Raw genomic sequence first — 24,103 nt, 5'->3', positions numbered from 1 at the left:
CACGCCCGCCTAACGACTACGAGGAAATACCATGAATCCAGCAATGTGGATCAGCAAGACCGGGGTCCAGGCCCAGGATGAGAAACTGCAGGCCATCGCCAACAACCTGGCCAACGCCAACACGGTCGGCTTCAAGAAGGACCGCGTGATGTTCGAGGACCTGTTCTACTCGATCGAACAGCAGCCGGGCACCCAGCGCGCCGACAACAACACGCTGGCGCCGTCGGGCGTACAGCTGGGCAACGGCACCCACATGGTGGGCACCCAGAAGGTGTTCACCACCGGCAGCCTGCAAACGACCGGCAACGCGCTCGACGTGGCCATCACCGGCAACGGCTTCCTGTCCGTGCGCCGCCCCAACGGCGAGACGGCCTACACGCGCGCCGGCCAGCTGCAGGTGGACGCCAACGGCATCCTCGTCAACGCCCATGGCTTGCCGCTGATCCCGCAGATCACCGTGCCCTCGAACGCCACCGCCATCACCATCGGCGAGAACGGCATGGTCACGGCCACCATCCCCGGCAACACGGCCGGCAGCGAGTTGGGCCAGCTGACCCTGACCAGTTTCATCAACCCGACCGGCCTGCAGGCGCTGGGCGAGAACCTGTTCCAGGAAACGGCCGCCAGCGGCACGCCCACCGAAGGCAAGCCCGGCGAAGCCCAGCTGGGCAAGCTCAAGCAGGGCGCGCTGGAAGGCTCCAACGTCCAGGTGGTCGAGGAGATGGTCGACATGATCGCGGCCCAGCGCACCTACGAGATGAACACCAAGGTGCTGACGGCGGCCGACAACATGCTGCAATACCTGTCGCAGGCGGCACGCTGATGAACGCCCTGCTGTGCGCGCTGGCCCGGCGCGCGGCCCCTGCCGCCGGCCGCGCCGTGGCGCTGGCCGCGGCGCTGGGTATGGCCGGCTGCGCCGCCCTGGCGCCGCCGCCGGTGCGCCCTGGCCCCATGGACGAGCCGCCGGCCGTGTCGCGCGCCGTCGGCCCCAAGGGCACCTCGGGCGGCGTGTTCAGCCCCGACCTGGCGCTGTCGCTGACCTCGGATTCGCGCGCCTTCCGCGTGGGCGACGTGGTCACCGTCAACCTGCAGGAAACCACCCAGGCCAGCAAGAAGGCCGGCACCAGTTTTTCCAAGGACAGCGCGGCCACCGTCACCGCGCCCAGCGTGCTGGGCAAGACGCTGCCCAAGCTGGGCCTGGACACCTCGGCCCAGCGCTCGTTCGCTGGCGACGCCACCAGCACCCAGCAAAATGCGCTGACCGGCGCCATCACCGTGATCGTGCAGGAAGTACTGCCCAACGGCCTGCTGCGCGTGGCCGGCGAGAAGAGCCTGACCCTGAACCAGGGCGAGGAATTCGTGCGCCTGCGCGGCTACCTGCGCGCGGCCGACATCGACGCCGACAACCAGGTCTCGTCGCAGCGCATCGCCAACGCCCGCATCGCCTATTCCGCCCAGGGCACGCTGGCCGACAGCCAGACCCCGGGCTGGCTGACGCGCTTCTTCAACGGTCCCCTGATGCCTTTCTGAGGCCGCCGCCATGATTTCGCCCCATTTTTCGCCCCGTCGCCTGTTTTCCCTCGTCCTGTGCATCGTGCTGGGCGCCGCCGCGCCGGTCCAGGCGGCCCAGGTGCTGCGCAACCTGGTCAGCATCGAAGGCCTGCGCGACAACCCGCTGGTGGGCTACGGCCTGGTGGTGGGCCTGAACGGCAGCGGCGACTCGACCCAGGTCAAGTTCGCCAGCCAGTCCGTGATCAACATGCTCAAGCAGTTCGGCGTCAAGGTCCCCGACGGCACCGACGCCAAAAGCAAGAACGTGGCCACCGTGATGGTGAGCGCCGTGTTCCCGCCCGGCTACCGGCGCGGCCAGAACATCGACGTCACCGTGTCCTCGATGGGCGACGCCAAGAGCCTGCGCGGCGGCGCCCTGCTGCTCACGCCGCTGCGCGCGGCCGACAATGAAGTCTATGCGCTGGCCCAGGGCAACCTGGTGGTGGGCGGCCTGAACGCCACCGGCAAGAGCGGCTCGTCGGTCACCGTCAACACCCCGACCTCGGGCCGCATCCCCAGCGGCGCCACCATCGAGCGCGAGATCAGCACCGACTTCGCCACCAAGCCCACCGTACGCCTGTCGCTGCGCCACCCGCAGTTCCAGACCGCCATCAACATCGTCGACGCCATCAACAAGCGCTTCGGCGACATCGCCACCACCAGCGACGCCACCTCGATCGACGTGGTGGCGCCGGCCAACCCGACCCAGCGCGTGGCCTTCATGGCCAAGCTCGAGGGCCTGTCGGTGGACGTCGGCGACGACGTGCCCAAGGTGGTGTTCAATTCGCGCACCGGCACCGTGGTGATCGCCGACGGCCTGCGGGTGCGGGCCGCCGCCGTCACCCACGGTTCGCTCAAGGTGGTGATCTCGGAGAGCTCCAAGGTCAGCCAGCCGGCCCCGTTCAGCCAGGGCACCACCACCACCACCCCGCAGTCGCAGGTGACGGTGGACCAGGGTTCGGGCCAGATGTTCAAGTGGCCGGCCGGCGCCAAGCTGCAGGCCATCATCGACGTCATCAACAGCCTGGGCGCCTCGCCGGACGACATCATGGCCATCCTGCAGGCGCTGGACCAGGCCGGCGCCATCGAAGGCGAACTGGTCGTCATCTGAGCGTTATCCGGGACCCCCACCATGCACACACCATTCGACCCCAGCCAGCTGCGCCTGGGCACGGCCGACCAGCTGGGCGACGCGCCCGTGGCGCCGGCGCCCGGCGAAAGCGCGCAGGACGCGGCCTACCGCGCCAAGGCCACGGCCGCCGCCATCAAGTTCGAAAGCTTCTTCATCGGCCACATGCTGCACCAGATGCGCGACGGCACGCGCGCCATGCGCGGCGAGGATGGCGCCCACCACGACTCCATCAACAGCGACATGCTGGACATGGCCGACAACCTGGTGGCCGACAAGATGGCCGGCCAGCGCGCGTTCGGCATCGCCGACGCCATCCTGCGCCAGCTGCTGCCGCCGGCCGCAGCCGCGCCAGCCCCCCCGCCAGCCGCCACGCCGGCCGCCACGCAAGCGAGCGCGGCCGAGCCTGGCATGCAAAATTCCGCGTTTTTTCTTAATCGACAGCAATAATCGGTCGCCCTGTAGCGTTAACGGACCCGGCATCCCGGCCACGGCCAGTGGCCGGGATGCCCGGCCTCAACCTGGAAAGACCCTTGCAATATGAGCATCTCCTATAACGCACTGACCGGCGCGCTGGCGGCCCAAGCCGCCCTGAACACGTCGAGCCAGAACATCGCTAACCTGCAGACCAAGGGCTATACGCGCCAGGGCGTGCTGCTGGCGGCCGTGCAACCGGACGCGGGCAGCAAGCTGCCCGGCAATGGCGTGCAGATCAGCGCACTGCTGCGTTTTTCCGACTCCTACAAGACCCAGCAATTGTGGCGCGCCAACTCCGACCTGGGCAGCCACACCCAGACCCAGCCCTATCTGACCCAGATGGAGCGCGTGATGAACGACAGCCTGTCGAGCATCAGCGCCGGCGTCGACCAGTTCTTCAAGGCCCTCAACGCGGCCGGCGTCGACCCCACCTCCACCCCGCTGCGCCAGCAGGTGGTGACGGCGGCCGGCGCCATGTCGCAGCACGTCAACAGCATCTACAACGTGACGGCCAACCAGCTGATCTCGATCCAGCAGCAGCGCGACGCCATCCTGCCGCAGATTAATTCGACGCTGGCCGGCATTGCCTCGCTCAACCAGCAGATCACGGCCGTCGGCGCCATGGGCACCAACACCTCGGCCCTGGTCGACAAGCGCGACCAGCTGATCGACGGCCTGGCCAACCAGGTGGCGCTGGAAGTGAATGACAACCCCGACGGCAGCCGCAGCGTCTCGCTCAAGGGCGGCCAGCCGCTGGTGGTGGGCAACCTGGCCGGCAGCATGAGCTTCGACACCACCAGCGGCGCCCCGGTGCTGACGCTGGCCTTCGCCAACACCCAGTTCAAGCTCGACGACACCAAGGTCGGCGGCCAGCTGGGCGGGCTGAGCGATTATTCGACCAACACCCTCAAGCCGCTGCAGCAATCGATCGCCGACCTGGCCAACCAGCTCGCCAGCAAGGTCAACACGCAGCTGGCGGCCGGCTTCGACGCCAACGGCAATCCGGGCGGCCCGCTGCTGGTGTACAACCCGGCCAGCGCCACCGGCCTGCTGGAGACGACGCCGGGCATCCAGGCCGCCGACCTGGCGTTCTCGTCCGACGGCACGCCCGGCGACAGCGCCAACCTGCAGCAGCTGATCGGCATCAAGAACCAGACCGTCAACCTGACCTCGATCGGCACCGTGCTGCTGGGCGACGCCGACACCCAGCTGGTTGGCAAGCTCGGCATCGACAGCGCCAACAACCAGTCGCTGCTCAACACGGCCACCACCATCCGCCAGCAGGCCGAGGACGACTGGAAGTCGACCAGCGCCGTCAATTCCGACGAGGAAGCGATCAACCTGGTGGAATACCAGAATATGTACCAGGCCAACATGAAGGTGATTTCCGTCGCCAACACGCTGTTCGACGCCACCTTGCAAATGTTCGGTTAAGGAGTTCACGATGCGCATCGCCACCAGCCAGTTCCAGGCCACCATGAACCGGGGCTTGCAGTTCAACCAGGATAAGCTGGCCCAGCTGACCGACCAGATGGCCTCGGGCAACAAGATCCAGCTGCCCTCGGACGACCCGGTCACCAACGTGCGCCTGTCGCGCCTGACGCGCGAGGAAGCCATCGTCGGCCAGTACCGCGACAACATCGGCGCCATCAAGATCCGGCTGGAGAAGAACGAAACCTATCTGTCCTCGATGACGGCCGACATCAACCAGGCCCAGGACTTGCTGGTGTGGGCATCGGACGGCGGCAACGCGGCGGCAGACCTCGGCTCCATGGTCAACCCGCTGACCTCGCTGCGCGACAGCCTGTTCTACAGCGCCAACACCAAGGACCAGGAAGGCCGCTACATCTTCTCGGGCACGCTGACCAACACCCAGGCCATCACCTACGATCCCACGGCGCCGGTCGGCGCCCGCTACACCTACACGGGCAACCTGAACCAGCAGCAAGTGGTGGTCGGCAACGGCATCACGCAAGTGGCCAACGAGAACGTGTCGGGCCTGGAAACGCTGCTCAACCAGCTCGACACCTCGATCGCCGAACTGTCGGCCCCGGGCGTGACGCCGGCGACGCCGTCGCTCAAGGCGGCCCTGAGCGCCAATCTCGATGGCACCAAGACCACGCTGGACCTGGTGTCGGGCAAGATCGCCGACCTGGGCGGCGCCCAGAACATCCTGTCCACGCTCGACAACAACCACGCCAACGTCAGCCTGTCGAACCAGACCGCCATGACCACGCTGGGCCAGCTCGACTACGGCCTGGCCGCCACCGAACTCAATGGCTATAATCTGGCGCTGCAATCGTCGTACAAGGCGTATGCCAAGGTCAGCAACCTGTCCCTGTTCAACGTACTGTAAATCGTATGCAAATCGCTCAATCCTCCACCCCTACCGTCATTGCCCCCGGCACTGCCGGCGGCGCCAGTCCGGCCGATGGCACCGCGCTGGGGCTGGATGGCGAGCGCGCCGCCACAGCCACCCCGGTCACGCCCACCCCCACGGCAGCCGCCCCGCTGCGCCAGGGTATCGCCAACTGGAGCCAGCCGCTGCAAGGCGACATTTCCGGCGCCCAGCAGGCGCTGGACTTCCTGGAACAGAGCGCGGCCCAGCTGCGCAGCCTGAAATCGGACCTGTCGGCCAAGCTGGCCGCCCACCAGGTGCGCGATGGCAACATCGAAGCGCGCGTGCGCCAGTTCAGCAATACCTGGCGCAGCCGCCAGAGCGCCACCGGCGGCACGCTGGACAGCCGGCTGGCCTTTGGCCGCAAGCCCACGCTGCAACATTTCTCCGTGCGCGGCATGAACCTGGCCCACCTGCGCAATGGCGGCCGGGAAGTGCTGGCCATCGCCGTCGGCGCCGGCACCCAGGGTCTGCGCTCGGTGAGCCTGGAACCGGGCTTGAGCGATGACGAGATCGCCCAGCGCTTCGACGATGCGCTGGCCCCGGCCGGCGTGCGCGTGGCCGTGGGCGACGATGGCAACCTGGACTTTTCCACGCCGGAATCGGACTGGAACAACGTGCGCGACAACTTCTCGGTCCAGGGCAGCGGCATGCGCTTCCCGGCCGGCCAGTTGAACCGCATCAAGGCCGAGCCGGAAGCGCCGGCCATCGATCCGGACACCTGGCAAACGGCGGACGCGGACGCCATGCGCCAGACCCTGCAGCAAGTGGTGCAGGCGCTGGCCCAGGTGGAAGCGGCCATCGCCGCCGTCAACGGCGCGCTGAGCCAGGCCGACAGCCAGGTCCAGGTGGCCACGCCGGCCGGCGCCGACACGGCCGCCATGGGCCAGGTGGCCCAGAATTTCGTCTCCACCACCAGCCAGCCCGGCTACCAGTCGCTGCTGTCGATCACCTCAGCGCTGGCCGGCATCAGCCGCGAGCGCGTGGTCTCGCTGCTGGGCCTGCGCTGATCAGGTTGCGGCCGGCGGCGGCCAGCCGCGCACGGCCAGCGCCGTGAAATCGTCCGCCGGCAAGGCCGGCGCATACACATAGCCTTGCGCGAAATCGCAGCCGGCCAGCGCCAGCAGGTCGCGCTGGACCGCCGTTTCCACCCCTTCCGCCACCACCCGCAGGCCCAGTTTATGGGCCATCGCGATCACTGCCTCGCACAAGGCCAGGTCGCCCGTGTCGGCCGCCAGTTCGCGCACGAAGCTGTGGTCGAGCTTGAGATAATCGATGTCGAAATGCTTGAGGTGGGCCAGCGAGGAATAGCCGGTGCCGAAGTCGTCCAGCGCCACCTGCAAGCCCATCTCGCGCAAGGCCCGCAGCCGCGCCACCACCGTGCTGGCACTGTCGAGCAGCACCCCCTCGGCGATTTCCAGCACGATGCTGCGCGGCGGCAGCGCCAGCGCCCGCACATATTCCTGCCAGCCCTGGTACAGGGCCGCGTCGCCGCGCAACTGGCCCGGCGACAGGTTGACGCTGATCTGGAACCCGGCGCCGAACTGGCCCTGCCACTGGCGGGCCTGGGCGGCCGCGTGGCGGAACACCCAGTCGCCCAGCTCCAGCAGCAAGCCATTCGACTCGGCCTGGGCCAGGAACTCGGCCGGCGCCAGCAAGCCCCGCTCCGGATGCTGCCAGCGCAGCAAGGCCTCGGCCCGCTCGATGGCGCCCGTGGCCAGGTTGACGATGGGCTGGTAATGGAGGGCGAACTGGCCCTGGGCCTGGGCCAGCCGCAAGTCCTGGACGATTTGCAGCCGGGCCTGGGCCGCCAGCTGCAAGTCCGGCGTGAAATAGCTGTAGCGGTTGCGGCCGCCGTGCTTGGCCGCGTACATGGCCTGGTCGGCGTGGCGCAGCAACTCGTCCGGTTCGGCCGCGTCGGACGGGAACAGCGCGATGCCCACGCTGGCGGACACCCGCCCCTGCTGCTCGCCCAGCTGGAACGGCTGGTTCAGGTTGGCCAGGATATTCTGGGCGATGCGCTCCACGCTCGACACGTGGTCCAGCCCCGACAGGATGATGGTGAACTCATCGCCGCCAAGCCGGGCCAGCGTGTCGGACGCGCGCACGCAGGCGCCGATGCGGCGCGCCGCCTCCACCAGCAGGGCGTCGCCCTGGGCGTGGCCCAGGGTGTCGTTGACTTGCTTGAAGCCGTCGAGATCGATGAACAGCAGCGCCAGGAACAAGCCCTCGCGCTTGGCCTTCTTCATTTCCTGGCGCAGCCGGTCCTGGAACATGTGGCGGTTGGGCAGCGCCGTGAGGGCGTCGAAATTGGCCTGGTGCCAGATCAGCTCGGACGTTTCGCGGCGCGCCGTGATGTCGGTCACCAGCGCCAGCGCGCCCAGGTACTGGCCTTGCGGATCGAAGATGGGATTGGTGGCCAGCGTGGCCCACAACTCGCTGCCGTCCTTGCGCAGGAATTTGAATTCGTGGCGCTCGGCCACCCCGTCGCGGCGGCGCGCGATATTGCGTTCGAGGATGGTGCGGCCCTCGTCGTCCATGAAGTTCACCAGCGGCTGTTCGAGCATTTCCTCGATCGTGTAGCCGAGCATGGACGCCATCTTGGGATTGACGAAGCTGGTGCGGGCCTGGTCGTCGATTTCCCAGATGCCCTCCTCGGCCGTGTGCACAATGCGGCGGAAGCGCTCCTCGCTGCGTTCAAGCGCGGCCAGCTTGCCCTCGGCCAGTTCCAGCACCACCCGCAAGGCCTGGCCGCCCAGGTCGGCGCTGGCGCGCAGCGTGGCGGGGAAACCATGCTGTTCGTGGGCGCGCAACAGTTGCAGGTCGCACTGGCGGGGCTCGCAGCTGTTGACGGCCGCCTGCACGAAGCGGTCGAAATCACCGATGAAGCGGGGACTGATGAAATTGCGGAAATGGACCCGGTCGGGATTCTGGCGCGGCACGCCCAGCAAGTCCGCGCCCACCAGGTTCATCTGCAGGATGGTGGTGTCGAGCCCCAGCACGAAATAGCCGACCGGCGCCAGCAGATAGATATCGTTGAAATAGGCATGCTCCTGCTCCAGCCGCAGCCGCTCCGGGGTCAGGCCGTCCTCGGCCCGTGGCGCCAGTGCCGCCGGCGTGCCAGCCGTGCCATTGACGCCTGCGCCCAGCGGCACGGCCATGCCGGCCAGCGGCGCCCGCGCCGCCGCCGTGCTGGGTCCCGATGGCTGGGGCCGCCCTCCGGCCGCCTGCGATTCGTCGTCCATGATCCCCTTCCGCGCAGCGCGGGCGCAATGGCTAAGTCATGCAATAAGGATAATAAAGTCCGGCCATTGAAGACTAACATCGAAGACTGGCGCTGTCGAGCATCCCGCGCATGGTGCTAGTGAGGGGGATGCGGCTCAGCGCGCCCCGCCGTAGTGGCGGCGGCGGCCGAACGGATGGCCCACCACCAGCATGGAACTGGCGATCAGGCTGCTCAAGCCTATCATCAGCTGGATCAGTTTGTCGTCCGGCAGCACCCACAGCGAGCCGGCCGGCGCCTCGACCCGGGCCGCCGCCATGATCAGCGGCGCCACCCAGGCCGCCTCCGGCGTCACGTCCAGGATCACGGCGCCATCGGCGCTGGTCTGCATGTAGATCTCGCCGCCCTCGGCCAGCGTGAAGCACACGCCATAGCCGATTTCGTGGCGGCCGATGTTGTCCTGCATGCTGCGGTTGTGTTCCTCTATCCACAGCTCGACGTCGGCCGCGTTCTCCAGCGCCATCCACGGCACGGGCTTGAAGCGTGGCGCCGCGCCACTGTCCTGATCATCCTGCATGGTATTCCTGTGTTCGGTTCATAGCCGCTAGTCTAACCGATGCCGGACGGCGTACGCGCCGAAAAAGGACTAGCATAGTGGGTGTGTGACAGTTACAGCGAGGATGCCATGAAACACCGATCCAGCTGGTACGGTCCTGGCGGCGCCGTCTACCAGTCCGAATTCACCCGCTTCATCGACGGCTACCTGCACGACCATCCGGGCGTGCAGCGCGACCAGCAACTGGGCTGGCGCATCTGGTGGGAACGGCCCGTCAAGCTGGACGAGCTGGAAAAGGCGCAGCACGACAGCGTGCCGCTGCCGCCCTACTATTACAGCACCTGAGCAGCACCTGGGCGTGCCCGCTACCTGAAGCGCCTGCTCAGCCCTTCCAGGTGCGCTTGAGGCCGGTGTCGGCGTGTATCCAGCCGCCACGCGGACCGGCGCGGTAGTAGAAGCCCACGCCGCCCTGGCGGAAGCTGCGCACCAGGCCGCCCAGCACTTCCGCGTTCAGGTTGGCGATGCGGATGTCGGCCGCCCGTCCTTCTATGTGCAGCGACTGGCGCGCGGCCGGCACGCCCGACTCGATCAACTTGCGGTTGGAGGTGGCGGTGCGGTAACCGGACAGGATCTCCAACGGCTGCTCGATGCCGTAGCGGGCCACGAAGGCCTGCGTGCCCCACAGCGTTTCGAACAGTTTGGGATCGATGGGCGCCGTTTCCTTGCCGTTCACGTCGCGCAGCAAGTGGCACAGTTCCTGGTAGGCCGAGTCGATGATGTCGCCGTCTTTCCAGTAGAGGATCTTGGCGCGCTCGCCGCTGGCCGGACGCGTCACGTCGATCACGCGCGGCTTGAGCCAGAATTCCAGGTCCAGCGCCTGGGCATCGAAGATATCGGGTGGCGGTTCCAGTTCCGCCTGCGGGGCCGGCCCGCCTTCGGCTTGCGCCTGGGCCACCGGTCTGGCGGGCTTGGCCGCCGCATGCGCCGGTGGTTTGCCGCCGGCAGTGGCCGTGTGCGTGACGCTGCGTGCGGCGCAGCCGATCAACGGCGTCCCCAGGAAAGCGGTGGCCGACAGGCCCAGTCCCTGCTGAAGAAAAGTTCTGCGCGTAACCATATTGCTGCCTATTAAAACAATGCGCTTACTATAACGTAGCAGGGGGAAATGGAAAACCTCCGCACCGGGTTCGCACCCATCTTTTTTCGCACTTTCCCCTGCAGAACGGGCTGTTTCGGGTCGATATCAAAGTTGCAGTCTGTCACATCCATCAGCTACCATGTGGCCATCGAGTACGCTCCAACGTTGCAGGACAAGATGCAGACGACCATCGCCATCATCGAAGACAACCGGGACTTTCTGCGGCGCTACGCGGCCATGGTCGACGCCGCGCCCGACATGCGCTTGGTGGGCACGGCCGCCAACGGCCGCGACGGCCTGGCGATGCTCGAACGCAGCCGCGCCGACGTCTACCTGATCGACCTCGGCCTGCCCGACATCAACGGCGTGGACCTGATCCGCCAGGCCGTGCGCCGCCATCCGGACTGCGACGCCGTGGTGATCTCCGTGTTCGGCGACGACGCCCACATCCTGTCCAGTATCGAAGCGGGCGCCACCGGCTACCTGCTCAAGGACAGCACCCCGGCCGACATGCTCGACGGCATCCGCACCCTGCGCGACGGCGGCGCGCCCGTCAGCCCGGTGATCGCGCGCAAGATCCTGCAACGCATGCAGGGCCGCGCCCCTGGCGCCAGCCGCACCCGCACCGACCCGCAAGCCCAGGGCTTGCTGACCGATCGCGAAGTGGAAATGCTGCGCACGCTGGCCAAAGGCCTGACCTTCATCGAAATCGGCGAGCTGCACGAGATCTCGCCCCACACGGTGGCGCGCCACGTCAAGAACATCTACAAGAAACTGGCCGTGCATTCGCGCGGCGAGGCCGTGTACGAAGCGACCGCGCTGGGCTTGCTGTAATGCCAGCCGCCGCGCCTGCGCGCCCGCCCCTGGTGCGCCAGGTGGCCGGCGTGGTGGCCATCCTCAACCTGGTGATCGGCGCCATCCTGCTGCTGTTCCTGCAGCAAAGCTACCGCCAGCAGCGCGACCATGCGGCCGTCACGGCCCACAACCTGTCCACCGTGCTGAAGGAGAACATCTCAGCCACGATCCGGGAAACCGACGTGGCGCTCGATGCGCTGGCGCGCGATATCGCCCAACTGCCCGATCCGCAGGCGGCCGGTCCGCTGGCCGCCCTGCTCCAGCGCCTGCAAGACCGCCAGCCGGCCCTGCGGCCGGTGCGCGTGTATGACGCGGCCGGCCGGCAACGCTACGGTCCGCCACTGGACGCGGGCGCCCGCGTGAACGTCGCCGACCAGGACTATTTCCTCGCATTGCGCGACAGTACCACGCCCGGCCTGGCGTTGAGCCGCCCGTTGCGCGACCCCGCCCTGCTACAGTGGTACGTGCTGTTCGCGCGCGCCTTGCGCAAGGCCGACGGCAGTTTCGACGGCATCGTCAGCGCCGAGGTGCCGCTGCACCGGCTGGGCAACGCCTTCTCGCTGACCCAAGTGGGGCCGCGCGGCGCCATGACGCTGGTGTCGGCGGACGAGCTGGTCTATGCGCGCTATGCCAGGCTGAGCGAGGACGAGGCCATGATCGGCAAGGTGATCCCGTCACCCAAGCTGCGCGAATATGTACGCACCGGCCACCGGCCCGACAGCTATCTGTTCCACTCCGGGTACGACGGCATCGAACGCCTGATTTCGCTGCAACGCGTATTCGACCAGCCCGCGCTGCTACTGCCGCGCAACCTGTACTTCAGCGTGGGGCTGGCCTCGGACGACTACCTGCAAAAGTGGCGTGAGGAAGTATTGCTGGCCACCATGCTGATGCTGCTGTGCCTGTTGACCAGCAGTGGCGGGGCCTGGGCCCTGCTGCGCTTCTGGCGCGAACGCGTCAGGAACCAGGAACAATTGCGCGCCTTCGAACGCGAACATGCGGCCAACGAGGAACGCTTGCGCATCATGCAGGATTTGCACGACGGCGTCGGTTCGACGCTGGTGTCGACCCTGATGCTGGTGCAAGGTGGCAACACCGACACGGCGCAGACCGTGGCCATGCTGCAGGAATGCCTGGACGATATGCGGCTGGCCATCGACACCCTGTCTCCGGACGAGCCCGATCTGCTGCCCGTGCTGGGCAACTTCCGCTTCCGCATGGAAGCCCGTTTCAAGGGGGTGGGCGTACCGCTGCGGTGGCACAACCATGACCTGCCCGACCAACTCCATATCGCGCCGCACGATGGCCTGCAAGTGCTGCGCATCCTGCAGGAAGCGCTGAGCAACGCCCTGCGCCACGCCCGCGCACACACCGTCACGGTGGACCTGCACTTCACCGCCGAGCAGTTTTCGGCGCAGATACGCGACGATGGTTGTGGTTTTGATCCTGAAGTGGCCAGCCGTGGACACGGCCTGGGCAATATGCGGCTGCGTGCGCAGCGCATCGGCGCCACGCTGGCGATTCAGAGTCTGAAGCCGGGCACGGCCGTCGAGCTGACCTTGCCGCTGCCGCCGCCGCGCGTGGACGACTAGCTGGCCGCCTAGTTGTTATTGCAGTTGCAGAAGCGCTTGCGTCCGGCGTTCGGCGCACCTTCGCCCAGTTGCTTCCAAAAGAAGATCGTTTCCACGCCATACGGCGAACGGACTTTGCCCGAGTGGATATAGCCCTGGCTGGCGAAAAAGCCCTCGCCCGTGGCCGTGCTATGCAATTGCAGGGCCTTGACGCCCCAGCTGCACGCCTGCTGCTCCACGCGCGCCAGCAAGGCCTTGCCCGCGCCCTTGCTGCGCGCCTCGGGCAACAGGTAGCACAGCGCCAGCTTGCCGGCCGCCGTCAGCAGGGCCACGCCGACCACGACACCGTCTTCCACGGCCACCAGCGAAAAATTGGTGGGCGAACTGAACCAGCTGGCCACCATCTGCGGGGTCTTGTTGCCCAGCCAGGCATCGAGAATGGCTGGATCGTTCTTGTGATCCAGGACGCAACATTCCGCGATAGAACGTCGCAGGACATTGCATGCTGCAAATGCATCTGTCGAAGCAGCAAGACGAATTTCAAGACTCATGTACGCTCACAAAATATTTCAATAGCAAAGTGAAGAGTGCCTGCGGCGCTTCGCTGTGCATGCAGCGACTATACACCAAGCGTGGAAAGCCGTTGCGGACGGCCCCTGCCAGGGTCCGAACCGGCCGGCATTCTACACCAGCACGCACATTTCCATCCGCGCGCACGCGTGCGGCACAACAATTGGCCCTGAAAGGTATCAATGACGAGGCCGGATGGCCCAAGTCCGATAGACGAGAAACCACTTTAATGTTATTGTTTATCCTCAGGAAAATATTGCCACATTGCCAGAAATGTTGTGCGACGCGCCGCAGCCTGCGGTCCGATAGACTTCCCTTTCCTTCTGAAACCACATGCTCAAGAAAATAGTTGCTGTAGTACTGAGTTCGTTCGCTGTCGCTGCATGCGCAGTACCACTCGGTTCGCAGTCCGTGCTGGTGGTCGAAAACGACACCGGTAAAGTACTGCTCGAAAAAAATGCCAACGTTCAAGTCCCCATTGCCTCGCTGACCAAGCTCATGACGGCAATGGTGGTGCTGGATTCCAAACCTGACATGGACGCCATGATCAGCATCGACAAGACGGACGTCGACACCCTCAAGCACAGCACCTCGCGCGTGCCGGTCGGTGCCGAGATCGCCCGCCGCGACGTGTTGCAACTGGCCCTGATGTCGTCCGACAACCGTGCCGCCGCCTCGCTGGCCCGCACCTACCCGGGCGGCCCGACCGCGTTCGCCGCCGCCGTCAAGGCCAAGATCCGTGCGCTGGGCATGACCCAGACCGTGATCGAGGAACCGACCGGCCTGTCGCCCAACAACCGTTCGACGGCAGCCGACCTGGTCAAGATGGCCTCGGCCGCCGCCAACTACCCGGAAATCCGCCGCATCACCACCGATGCCAAGGACGTCATCAACATCAAGGGCCGCAAGGTCGAGTACCACAACACCAACCGCCTGGTGGGCGCCAAGGGCTGGGATATCGGCATGTCCAAGACCGGCTACACGGAAGAAGCGGGCCGCTGCCTGATCATGCGCATCAAGTCGGCCGGCAAGAACGCCACCTTGGTATTGCTGAACGCCAAGGCCAGTTCCGCCCGCCTGATGGACGCCCTCAACATCCGCCGCTTCATCGCCGGATCGGAAGAAGACGAGCCCAAAGTCATGCGTGTGTCGAGCACCCACCACAAGAAACACGGCCATACCAGTAGCCACCGCCGCCGCGCCTGAAGCACGCGAACCCAACCGCATCTGACCAGAACCGGGCCCCATGGCCCGGTTTTTTATTGCCCGAGCGGCAAGCATGCTCCACCTCCCGCCCCCGGTAGTAAGTTTCTCGCAAACCAACACCGCGCACCACTGCGTACCTGCGGCATCCCAGCTTGCCTACGGCCCCGCACACCCCTCTTATGCCAGAAACTGGTCGCTTTACGCCAATAGTTGGCACGATCCGGCCGCCATGCACGGGGAGACGGCAAAAAAAACCCGCGTCACTTGCCGTGCACGCGGGTGGACCGTGGCCGCCTGTGGCGGGCGGCAAGGTTGGGCTTGCGCGCTCAGTTGTCTAGAAGACCTCGCAACCCGGAAGCGCGCTGGGTGCGCTGGCTGATCGCTTCCTGCAACAGCGCCGGATTCGGCGACACCAGCGTGAAGTAGTTGCGCGCGCGCGTGATGCCGGTGTAGACCAGTTCGCGCGCGAGCGCGCCGCCGCCCTCGCGCGGCAAAGCCAGCACCGTGTGGTTGAATTCGGAACCTTGCGATTTATGTACCGTCATCGCGAACGCCGTTTCCACGTTGCGCAGGCGGGTGGCCAGCACGCTGCGGATGTTCTCGCCTTCCAGGAAGTACACGCGCAAGGCGCCGGGACGGGCGGGGTCCGCCAGCGTCAGGCCGATGTCGCCGTTGAACACGCCGGTGCCGTAATCGTTGCGCGTGACCATGACGGGACGGCCCACATACCATTCGCCGCGACGCCGGATCAAACCGGCCGCTTCCAGCTTGTGCTCGATCACCTCATTCAATCCCGCCACGCCCCACTCCCCTTCGCGCACGGCGCACAGGATGCGGAACGCTTCGAATTCCTTGAGCACGGACACCACCCAGCCATCATGCGCCGCACCTTCGGGCGGGCCGGACCGTATCATCCGCAGATAGCCCTGGTAGCCGCCGCCCACACCGGCCCGGCCCGCCAGCGCAAGGTGCACCACGTCCGACTGCTGGGCCGGCGCAATCCACGCCACCGTACCGTCCGTCGTGCCACGCAGCACTTCCTGCGCCTTGACGCTGTCGCCCGCGTTGACGGCGAGCGCCAGCGCACCGATGGGGCCGCCGAAACGCCGGCTCTGCCGTAACATCACAGTTTGTTGTGCGATCGGGCCACCGTGGCCATGGTAGGCGGCGGGCAGCTCCTGCCCGGTGGCGGCCGCCACATAGGCCAGCGTGGCCGCGTCGTAGGCGCCCGCCTCGGCCTGGTGGCACAAGTCGCCCAGCACGGCGCCCGCTTCGACCGAGGCCAGCTGGTCCTTGTCGCCGAGCAGGATCAGGCGCGCGTGGGGCGGCAAGGCGGCCAGCAGCGAGGCCATCATTTCCAGGTGGATCATCGACGCTTCGTCCACGATCAGCACATCCACTTCCAGCGGATTGCCCGCATGATGCTGGAACGCGCGCGTGTCGGGCCGCGCGCCGAGCAGGCTGTGCAGGGTGCGTGCGGCCCCCATCCGGGCCGCCAGCTCGTGCAGCGGCAGGGCCGGACCGACCTTGGCGGCCAGCACGTCCAGCGCCTGGTCGATCGATTGCTTGAGGCGGGCCGCCGCCTTGCCGGTGGGCGCGGCCATGGCGATGCGCATGCCGGCCTGGCGCTGGCCTTCGGTGGCGAACAGCAGCGCCAGCAGACGCGCCACCGTGTAGGTCTTGCCCGTGCCGGGGCCGCCCGTGATGATGCCGAGCTGGCCACGCAAGGCGACGGCACAGGCGATCTTCTGCCAGTCCGCCCCGCCCTCGCGTGGCGCGTGGTCGAACAGCACATCCAGCCAGCGCCGCACGTTGGCCACATCGGCAACGTCAGGCGCACGGACGGCCAGCGCGCGGCTGCGCACGGCGTGGGCGACCTGGGTTTCGTCGCGCCAATAGCGGCGCAGGTAGAGCCGTTCGCCGTCGAGCACCAGCGGCTGCCCGGCATCGGCATCGCCTACCGACCATACCTGCGCGGCACCGGCCAGCAACGCACGCCAGCCCGCCGCTCTCGCCGGCCAGTCGCCCACGGCTTCCCGCATGGGCTGCCACTGCTCGTCCGTCCAGCCCATCAGGGTAGCCGGCGCGGCGGCCAGATCGGCCAGCAGCAGACAACTGTGGCCGCGCCCCTCCAGTTCCGACAACAAGGCGCAAGCGGCCATCAACTGCGGCGTATTGCCGCCAACGGAGCCGATAAAGCGCGCAAAAGCGCCGCTCAGGCGCCGCAGTTGGCCCGCTTCCGTCAGCCCGTCGAGTGCGGCGAACAACGCCGGTTCATGCATCATGGTCATATTCCAGCTCATTCGTTTCGTTCAGCAACTGATCCAGTCCATCGAGCAAGGCCAGATCCGGCGCCAGTACATGGCAGCCGTGGGTTTGCGGATGCGCAATACCGCGCAGGAACAGGAAGATGGCCCCGCCCAGATGTTGCGCCGGATCGTAGGCCGCGCCCAGGCGGCTGCGCAACAGCCGGTGCAGGGCCAGCATGTAGATCGCGCCCTGGATGTCGTAGCGGTGTTCCGCCATGCCGGCCGCCAATGCTGGGCGATGGTAGGCCGCGTCGCCGACGCCCAACGCATTGGACTTGTAGTCCATCACCCAGTAGCGGTTTTCATGCTCAAACACCAGATCGGTAAAACCTTTCAACATGCCGTGCAACTGGCGCTCGGGCAAGGCCGGGCGCGGCATACCGTCCAGCAGATGCGCGCGGCACAGCCGGTCCAGCGCGCCGGAACTGAGGCGCTCGCTGGGGAACCAGAACTCCATTTCCGGCAACGCCGTGGCGATGCGGCACAGCGGTGCGTCCAGCACCGGCAAGGGCGTGCCGGCGATGGCGCGCAGCCATGCATTGGTATCGTCGAGCCGGTGACTCCAGCCGGCCCGCTCGACGCGCCGCGCCAGCGCCGTGTCGAAATAGTCGCGCTCAACCACGTCGAAGCCCTCCTGCCCCATCCACTCGAGCTGTTCGTGCAGGAAGTTGCCGGGGACGGAGCCGCGCGGGAAACGGTGCCACGGCGCATCCTCGGTGCGCACCAGGATGGCACTGTCCTCCGACTCCAGCAGCTTTTCCTGCAAGGCGTGGCGCGGCACGGGCGCGCCGGCGGGTCCGGTGCGCCGGGCCAGCGAACTGAAACTGCCGACCGACCAGTCGCGCTCGAAACGGCCCGTGTAGGGCGCCGTTTCCAGCAACGGCGGCCGCACTTCAACCCGGTTCAGCGCCGTGAACTGTCGCTCTGGCCCTAACGTGCGCACGGCGATGGCAGCACAGTCGCCGGCCAAATGCCGCCACCGGTCCAGCAACAGCTCGGCCGCCAGGCTCTCGCCGCCCGTCAGCAGGTAACCGAGCGCCGATTCATGCAAGGTGTTCTCGCCCGCCTTGCGGCCGGCCAGCGCGGCCACGCCCAACCACAACGCGTGGCGGGCGCGCGTGAGCGCCACATACAGCAAGCGCAAATCCTCCTCGATACGGGCCCGCTCCACCGCTTCCAGCGCGTCGTCCGTCAGCGCCAGGTCGATCTGGCGCACGCCCGCGTCGTCCGTGTATTCAAAGAAGCTGCGGTTGCGCCGCTCGACCTTGCGCGCCGTGACGGCGAACGGCAGGTACACGAGCGGATATTCCAGGCCCTTGGACTTGTGGACCGTGACCACCTTGACCAGCTCCGCATCGCTTTCCAGCCGCAGCACGCGTTCGTCGCCGCCGTCCGTGCCGCCGTCGATCTGTTCGGCCAGCCAGCGGATCAGCGCCTGTTCGCCATCGAGCTGGCGGCTGGCTGCTTGCAGCAGTTCGGCCAGGTGCAGCAGGTTGGTCAGGCGCCGCTCGCCGCCGGCCTGCGCCAGCAACGCGGCCGGCAGCCCCAGCTCATGGATGAAGCGGCGCAGCATGGCCAGCACACCCTGGCGCTGCCAGACGATGTGCAGTGCCTTGAGCTGCTCCACCCGCTCCTCCCACGCCAGTTCGTCCGACGTGAGCCGCGCCAGTTCGGCCAGCGGCAGCCCGGCCGTGCGGGTGGCAAAGGCGGCGCGGGCCAGCGCACCGTCGAGCGGATTGGCCAGTGCCGACAGCCAGCGCAGCACGTCGGCCGCTTCGTCGCTGTCGATCACGGAATCCTTGTCGGACAGGTAGACGCTGGCCACGTTACGCCGCTGCAGCGCGCGCCGGATGGCCGCCGCCTCCTTGCGGTCGCGCACCAGCACGGCGATGTCGGCCGGCTGCAGGCGCGTGAAGCCATCCGGCCCCTCGAAGCCGGCCCGCTCGTCGTTCAACTGGGCGACGATATGCTCGGCGCAGTGATGGGCGAAGAAATCGAGGTAGCCTTCCTTGCGCATGTCCGGCGCCGCCGTGCAGCACACGGCCATGGCCGCAACCTCGCCTTCCATGTTGAGCAGCCGTTCCGCGCGCCCGCGCGCGCCCACGGCGTCGAACGGCAGCGGATTGACGCCGTCCTTGCGGAAGCGGAACGCGCCGCGCGGGAAACCAGGCGACGCGCCATCGCCTTCCGCGTGCAGGAACAGGCGGTTGACGGCGTCGACCACGCCGGCCGTGGAACGGAAGTTGGTGCCCAGCTGGTAGTGGCGCCCCGTCGTGGCCAGCCGCGCGGACAGATAGCTGTGGATGTCGGCGCCACGGAAGCCATAGATCGACTGCTTTGGGTCACCGATCAGGAACAGGCCGAGGTGGCGGTCATTGTCGGCCACGCGGTACAGCAGGTTGAAAATGGCGTACTGGTTGGGCGCCGTGTCCTGGAACTCATCGACCATCGCCACCGGATACTGTTCGGTGATGCGCTTGCGCAGCGCTTCCGCGTTCTCGCCTTGCAGGGCCGCGTTCAGCCGGTCCAGCATGTCGGCGAAACCGAACTGGCGGTTGCGGCGTTTGAGTTCCGCCATGCGCCGCGCCACGCTGGCCGCCGCGTGGCGGTACAGCGCGTGCGACAGCGGCACGAACGCGGCCAGCGCCTGTTGCAGCGGTGCGAGGGCGTCGAAATCGTCGGGAATGTCAGCGACAAAATCCTTGGAGAAGGCATCGGCGATGCCGTCGGACGTGAGCCGCTTCCAGCCCGCCTCCGACAGCTCGGGCATGAGCTGCAACGGCGACAGGGCCCAGACGCGCAGTGCGTCGAACCAGGCCACCAGCGAATTGACCCGCATCTTGTTGCCGTTGAAGCACTTGGGGCTGGCCTCGCGCTGGGCCGCGATCCATTGCTCCATGCGGTTGGCGCGCGCGTGCCAGTCCTGCTTGAGCGCCGCCAGCGCCGCCTGCTGCTCGCGCAGCCCGCGCGCGATCAGCGTGGCCAATGCTTCCCGGCCCTCGTCGCCGTCGATATCGGCGCGCCGGGCCAGTTCGCGCACCGACTTCTTGAGCGCCTCCACGTCGCCCCAGCAATCCAGCAGCGCTTCCAGCGCCTGCGCGTCGAGCGGATAGACTTGCTGGCGCCAGTAGTCGTGGGCCGCGTCGTCGAACAGGGTCTGCTCGTCGCTCACCAGCTCCTCGTCGAACAGGCTGCCGCTGTCGAACGCGTGCTCGCGCAGCATGCGCTGGCACCACGCGTCGATGGTGAAGATGGCCGCTTCGTCCATCGTTTCAGCCGCCAGCATCAGGCGGTGCGCGGCTTGCTGGCGCGCCATGTGGTCGGGGTAGGAAGCCAGCAGCGCGTCGAGGTAATCATCGCGCTGGACCGACTGGCCACGGAAATACGCGGCCGCCTCCACCAGCCGTTCGCGCACACGGTTCGACAGCTCGCGCGTGGCCGCGCGCGTGAAGGTCATCACCAGGATATCGGCCGGCAGCAGCGGCCGCACAAAGCCGTCGTCGCCGCCATGGCCCAGCACCAGCCGCAGATACAGGGCGGCGATGGTCCAGGTCTTGCCGGTGCCGGCGCTGGCCTCGATCAGGCGCGAGCCGTGCAGGGGGAAAGTCAAAGGTGCCAGCAATTGCGTCATGCGTGTTCCCCGTCGGGCGTAATCGGTTCAACCGTAATGTGATCCCTGAGCCATGCGGCCAGCGGGCCATACAGGGCCTGGGCGCAGTCGGCCCACAACTCCTCGGCCGACAGCGCGGCGAAGTCCGGCCACAGGCGCGCCAGGCACAGGTCCGCGTTCTCGCCGTCGACATCGAAGCCGCCGTCGTACACGGGGCGCGGATCGCTGCCCTGCATCAGCGTCAGCGCCGTCTTGCAGGCCGTGGGCAGCGGACGGTGCATGCCGTCGCGCCAGATGCTGACCAGGTCACTGAGCGTTTGCAAGGCCTCGCCCTGCGCCAGCGGCGCCATGATCACGATGGCGTCACGCGCCACCAGATAACCGGTGACAGGCATGCCGGCCGCCGCCGCCGCCAACTGCCGCAGCCACATGGGAATCAGCTTGTCGCCGCGGGGCTGGCCGCCCTTGTCCGTCACCTTGGACGACATCTGGGTGAGCCAGACAGTATCGCTGCCGTTGCTGCGCAAGTGGTCAAGCCAATCCTCCAACGGCACGCCGGACAGGGCCAGGCTCAGGGCCAGCTTGGGCGCGGCTTGCGGATAGTGCTGGCGCAGCGTGAGCCACGCGCAGCGCACCGGCACCAGCGCGTCGACCAGCTGGCGCTGCCACTGCTGGCCGATCAGGCCGATCGGCAGCACGCCTTCGCGCGCCAGCCGTTCGACGCGCACCGTCAGATGCGCGCGCACCTGGTCCAGCTGTTCCGCTTCGGCGCCGTCATCGTCGAGCATCACGTCTTCGAGCAGATAACGTTCCAACGCGTTGAGCGAGAACGGTTCCTCGTCCTCGCCCACCAGCGCCGTGTCGCCGAAGATCACGCCCAGCCGCTGGCGGAAGAAGTAGCGCACCGGCTGGCGCATGAAATTGGCCAGCGCGGACAACTTGAGCCGGTACTTGTCGTCGATCTCGAACGGCGGCAGTTCAGCGGCCTCCTGCTGCGCATCGCCGTCCGCATGGGCGGCGCGCCACTCGCCAGCGTAGGTGAGCAAACCACCGGCTTCGAAATAACGGCGGCTGAACGGCTGCAACGCGTGCTCGGTGGTGCGCGCATGCAGATCCAGCCCCCAGCCGTTGACGAGGTAATCGCGCAATTGCGACACCAGCACCGACGGTGGCTGCTCGCTGTTGTCACGCACATTGCGGCCCACCCAGCTCACATACAGCTTGTCGCGCGCGGCCAGCAAGGCTTCCAGCATCAGGTAGCGGTCGTCGTCGCGGCGCGAACGGTCGCCGGGACGGGCCATGCCCGGCTGCGCCAGCAGATCGAAATCGGCCTTGGGCGCGCGGCGCGGGAAATCGCCATCGTTCATGCCCAGCAGGCAAACGACACGGAACGGCACGGCGCGCATCGGCATCAGCGTGCAGAAGGTCACGCCGCCGGAGACGAACTGGTGGTCCAGCGTCGGTTCATCGAGCGCGCCCAGCCACGCTTCGCGCAGCACGGCCAGCGGCACGGCCTCGTCGAAACCGGCCGCCTCGCAGGTGCCGAGCCAGTGGTTGAGCGTGTCGCTGAGCTGGGCCAGCGTGAGGCGGTCGTTCTCCTCGGCGCCGTCGAAGAACGCGGCCAGCAGCGCGCGCGCCTGCACGCCCCAGTCGGCCGGGGAGCGCGACTGGGCCAGCAGCGCGCGCCAGTGCAGCAGCGCTTCCACCAGCTGGGCCAGCGAGCCGGCCAGCGCGGCATCGAGGCCGCCCACCTCCGCATACGGTTCGATGCCGGCGAAACTGGCGCCGTCGCCGCTCGCATAACCGAGCAGCATGCGGCGCACGCCGAAGATCCAGGCATTCTGTTCGCCGGCCGAGCCCAGTCCCAGGCCGTCGCGGTGCGCCTGGTCCAGCCCCCAGCGCACGCCGGCGCCTTCGATCCACTGGCCCAGCGTGGGTAAATCCTCGGCGTCCAGGCCGAAGCGTTTGGCCAGCGCCGGCACGTCCAGCAGGTCGCGTACCTCGCTCTGGCGGCAGCGCTGCTGCGGCAGGCGCAGCAGCCATTCCAGCGCCACCAGCAGCGGATTGACGCTGCGGTCCTTGACGTCGGCGATCTCGAACGGGATGTAGCGCGGGTCGCTACGCTTGTGCTGCGCGAACACGGCGTGGATGGCGGCCGAACAGGTGTCGATGTCGGGCACCATCACCACCACGTCGCGCGGGCGCAGCGGCGTATCGCCACCGGCCGCGAACATGGCCAGCAACTGGTCGTGCAGCACTTCCACCTCGCGCTGCACGCTGTGGGCGATGTGGAATTCGATCGAGCGGTCCGCATCCGGCGGCGGCTGGTGCGGATGCTCGGACAGCGGCAGCAGGTCGCGCACGGCCGCCTGCACCTGGCCCAACAGAGTGTGGGCGTCGCACTCGCTGAACAGGTCGACCCGCAGCGGTGCGCTGCCCTCCTCGCCCTGCGCTTCGGCGGCGGCCGCCGCTTCGGCGTCGAATTCATCGAGCATGCGGATAAAATCGCGCCCCTGGCGCCCCCAGCTGGCCAGCAGCGGATGGCTGTGCGCGTGCAGTTCTTCGAGCGGGATCTGGCCCAGGTCCTGGCCGTTGCGCAGTTGCTGGCGGCGGTGGGCGGCGCGCAGCAGGTCGCGTCCTTCGATGATGTCGCCCCAATAGAACTGGCAGGGATTGGGCACGGCCAGCAGCACCTGCGTGTGGCGCGCCAGCGAAGCCAGCGCCTGCAAGCTCTGGTACGGCAGCGCCGAGACGCCGAACAGCACGATGCGGCGCGGCAGGCGGCCGGCCGGCGTGGCACCGGCAGCCGTGGCACGCACGAACTCGGTGTGCACGGTGGCGCGGCCCAAGCCCCGTTCTTCGGGCGCCACGTCGGCCATCACGGCGCGCCACAACTGGCCTTGCCAGCATTGGTCGGGCGGCAGCGGCGCGATCTCGCCGCGCGCGCTGCGCAACTGGTCGCGGCCGGCGGCCCAGTCCTCCAGCCAGTCGGCGCGGTACACCTGGTACTGGTCGAACAGGTCGGCCAGCCGTTCGGCCAGTTGCAGGCGGCGCTCGGCCTCGCCGTCGGCCAGGAAGTGGCGCAGCGGCGTGAAGACGGGCTGGTTCAGCAAGGTGGGCAGCAGCCGCATCAGGCGCCAGGTGAGCGGGCCCTTGTCGAAGGCCGACAGGGCCGGCACGCGCTCGCGCCCCAGCATGCCACGGTAGGTGTCCCACAGGAAGCGGGCCGGCAGCGCCACGCGGGTGGCCGCGCACACGCCCAACTCCTCGGCCAGCGCGATCTTGAGCCACTCGGCCACGCCGTTCGACTGGACCAGGAAGATGTCCTGTTCCAGCGCCCCCAGCGGATGGTTGCGCAGCCACTGGAACACGGCCGCGCGCAGTTGTTCCATCTGGTTGCCGTGCAGGATAAGCAGGCCGGGGGTGATGCTCGATTGCATGGGGCTCCGTATCATGACGCGCCGGACTGGCGCCATGCGCATTATCGCCGCTGGCGCGTCCTTGCGCAGCATT

18 protein-coding genes are annotated in these 24,103 nt (G+C 67.5%); 11 read left to right on the top strand and 7 right to left on the bottom strand.

Going from position 1 to position 24,103, the window contains the following annotated elements; genetic code table 11:
- Positions 1 to 31 precede the first annotated feature (31 nt).
- From flgG to H3H37_RS13120, 7 genes are all read left to right on the top strand, one after another.
- Positions 32 to 823, top strand: coding sequence for a flagellar basal-body rod protein FlgG (gene flgG / locus H3H37_RS13150; protein ID WP_182163111.1), 792 nt, complete (start codon positions 32 to 34; stop codon positions 821 to 823).
- The gene (gene flgH, locus H3H37_RS13145) at positions 823 to 1,530 is read left to right on the top strand and encodes a flagellar basal body L-ring protein FlgH (protein ID WP_182163109.1); all 708 of its coding nucleotides are present in this window, start codon (positions 823 to 825) and stop codon (positions 1,528 to 1,530) included. The genes flgG and flgH overlap by 1 nt, the downstream gene beginning before the upstream one ends.
- 10 nt (positions 1,531 to 1,540) lie before the next feature.
- Entirely contained in the window at positions 1,541 to 2,662 is a 1,122-nt protein-coding gene (locus H3H37_RS13140; protein ID WP_182163107.1) for a flagellar basal body P-ring protein FlgI, read from the top strand.
- A gap of 21 nt (positions 2,663 to 2,683) precedes the next feature.
- Positions 2,684 to 3,130 (top strand): rod-binding protein, encoded by a 447-nt coding sequence (locus H3H37_RS13135; protein ID WP_182163105.1) that lies wholly within the window; start codon positions 2,684 to 2,686, stop codon positions 3,128 to 3,130.
- 90 nt (positions 3,131 to 3,220) lie between these two features.
- Entirely contained in the window at positions 3,221 to 4,591 is a 1,371-nt protein-coding gene (gene flgK / locus H3H37_RS13130; RefSeq protein ID WP_182163103.1) for a flagellar hook-associated protein FlgK, read from the top strand.
- Between the two features lie 10 nt (positions 4,592 to 4,601).
- Positions 4,602 to 5,513, top strand: a complete 912-nt coding sequence (flgL, locus tag H3H37_RS13125) for a flagellar hook-associated protein FlgL (protein ID WP_182163101.1) — start codon at positions 4,602 to 4,604, stop codon at positions 5,511 to 5,513.
- A 5-nt stretch (positions 5,514 to 5,518) separates the two neighbouring features.
- Positions 5,519 to 6,565, top strand: coding sequence for a hypothetical protein (locus tag H3H37_RS13120; protein ID WP_182163099.1), 1,047 nt, complete (start codon positions 5,519 to 5,521; stop codon positions 6,563 to 6,565).
- On the opposite strand, the gene H3H37_RS13115 is transcribed toward H3H37_RS13120, so the two are convergent.
- A complete protein-coding gene (locus H3H37_RS13115; RefSeq protein WP_229218808.1) occupies positions 6,566 to 8,800 on the bottom strand; it encodes a putative bifunctional diguanylate cyclase/phosphodiesterase in 2,235 nt (744 codons plus the stop codon). It abuts the gene before it with no gap.
- Positions 8,801 to 8,935: 135 nt separating this feature from the next.
- Entirely contained in the window at positions 8,936 to 9,355 is a 420-nt protein-coding gene (locus H3H37_RS13110; RefSeq protein ID WP_182163097.1) for a hypothetical protein, read from the bottom strand.
- 108 nt (positions 9,356 to 9,463) lie between these two features.
- Here H3H37_RS13110 and H3H37_RS13105 point away from each other — a divergent pair, with 108 nt between their 5' ends.
- Positions 9,464 to 9,679, top strand: a complete 216-nt coding sequence (locus H3H37_RS13105) for a DUF3460 family protein (RefSeq protein WP_182163095.1) — start codon at positions 9,464 to 9,466, stop codon at positions 9,677 to 9,679.
- Positions 9,680 to 9,716: 37 nt separating this feature from the next.
- Here H3H37_RS13105 and H3H37_RS13100 read toward each other — a convergent pair whose 3' ends face one another.
- Positions 9,717 to 10,448: a YcbK family protein gene (locus tag H3H37_RS13100; protein WP_182163093.1), complete on the bottom strand. Its 732-nt coding sequence runs from the start codon at positions 10,446 to 10,448 to the stop codon at positions 9,717 to 9,719.
- A 132-nt stretch (positions 10,449 to 10,580) separates the two neighbouring features.
- On the opposite strand from H3H37_RS13100, the gene H3H37_RS13095 reads away from it, so the two are divergent.
- On the top strand, positions 10,581 to 11,303 hold the full coding sequence (locus tag H3H37_RS13095) for a response regulator (RefSeq protein ID WP_229218807.1): 723 nt from the start codon (positions 10,581 to 10,583) through the stop codon (positions 11,301 to 11,303).
- Positions 11,303 to 12,916 carry a cache domain-containing sensor histidine kinase gene (locus H3H37_RS13090; protein ID WP_182163091.1) on the top strand — a complete coding sequence of 538 codons (1,614 nt, stop codon included), beginning with the start codon at positions 11,303 to 11,305 and terminating at the stop codon, positions 12,914 to 12,916. Before H3H37_RS13095 ends, H3H37_RS13090 begins: the two co-directional genes overlap by 1 nt.
- A gap of 8 nt (positions 12,917 to 12,924) precedes the next feature.
- On the opposite strand, the gene H3H37_RS13085 is transcribed toward H3H37_RS13090, so the two are convergent.
- Positions 12,925 to 13,446 carry a GNAT family N-acetyltransferase gene (locus tag H3H37_RS13085; RefSeq protein WP_182163089.1) on the bottom strand — a complete coding sequence of 174 codons (522 nt, stop codon included), beginning with the start codon at positions 13,444 to 13,446 and terminating at the stop codon, positions 12,925 to 12,927.
- A 352-nt stretch (positions 13,447 to 13,798) separates the two neighbouring features.
- Between H3H37_RS13085 and H3H37_RS13080 the strand changes: the two genes are divergently transcribed.
- The gene (locus tag H3H37_RS13080) at positions 13,799 to 14,671 is read left to right on the top strand and encodes a serine hydrolase (RefSeq protein WP_182163087.1); all 873 of its coding nucleotides are present in this window, start codon (positions 13,799 to 13,801) and stop codon (positions 14,669 to 14,671) included.
- Positions 14,672 to 14,997: 326 nt separating this feature from the next.
- Here H3H37_RS13080 and recD read toward each other — a convergent pair whose 3' ends face one another.
- From recD to recC, 3 genes are read right to left on the bottom strand one after another with little or no spacing between them, the layout of a single operon-like run.
- Positions 14,998 to 16,962, bottom strand: coding sequence for an exodeoxyribonuclease V subunit alpha (recD, locus tag H3H37_RS13075; protein WP_182163085.1), 1,965 nt, complete (start codon positions 16,960 to 16,962; stop codon positions 14,998 to 15,000).
- On the bottom strand, positions 16,946 to 20,611 hold the full coding sequence (recB, locus tag H3H37_RS13070) for an exodeoxyribonuclease V subunit beta (RefSeq protein ID WP_182163083.1): 3,666 nt from the start codon (positions 20,609 to 20,611) through the stop codon (positions 16,946 to 16,948). The genes recD and recB overlap by 17 nt, the downstream gene beginning before the upstream one ends.
- Complete coding sequence (gene recC / locus H3H37_RS13065) at positions 20,608 to 24,030, bottom strand: exodeoxyribonuclease V subunit gamma (protein WP_182163081.1); 3,423 nt, start codon at positions 24,028 to 24,030, stop codon at positions 20,608 to 20,610. The genes recB and recC overlap by 4 nt, the downstream gene beginning before the upstream one ends.
- Positions 24,031 to 24,103: the final 73 nt, after the last annotated feature.

This window comes from Rugamonas brunnea (genome assembly GCF_014042345.1).
GTDB lineage: Bacteria > Pseudomonadota > Gammaproteobacteria > Burkholderiales > Burkholderiaceae_D > Rugamonas > Rugamonas brunnea.
Note: the sequence above shows the minus strand (reverse complement) of the source record. Positions and strands in the feature narration are given on the sequence as shown.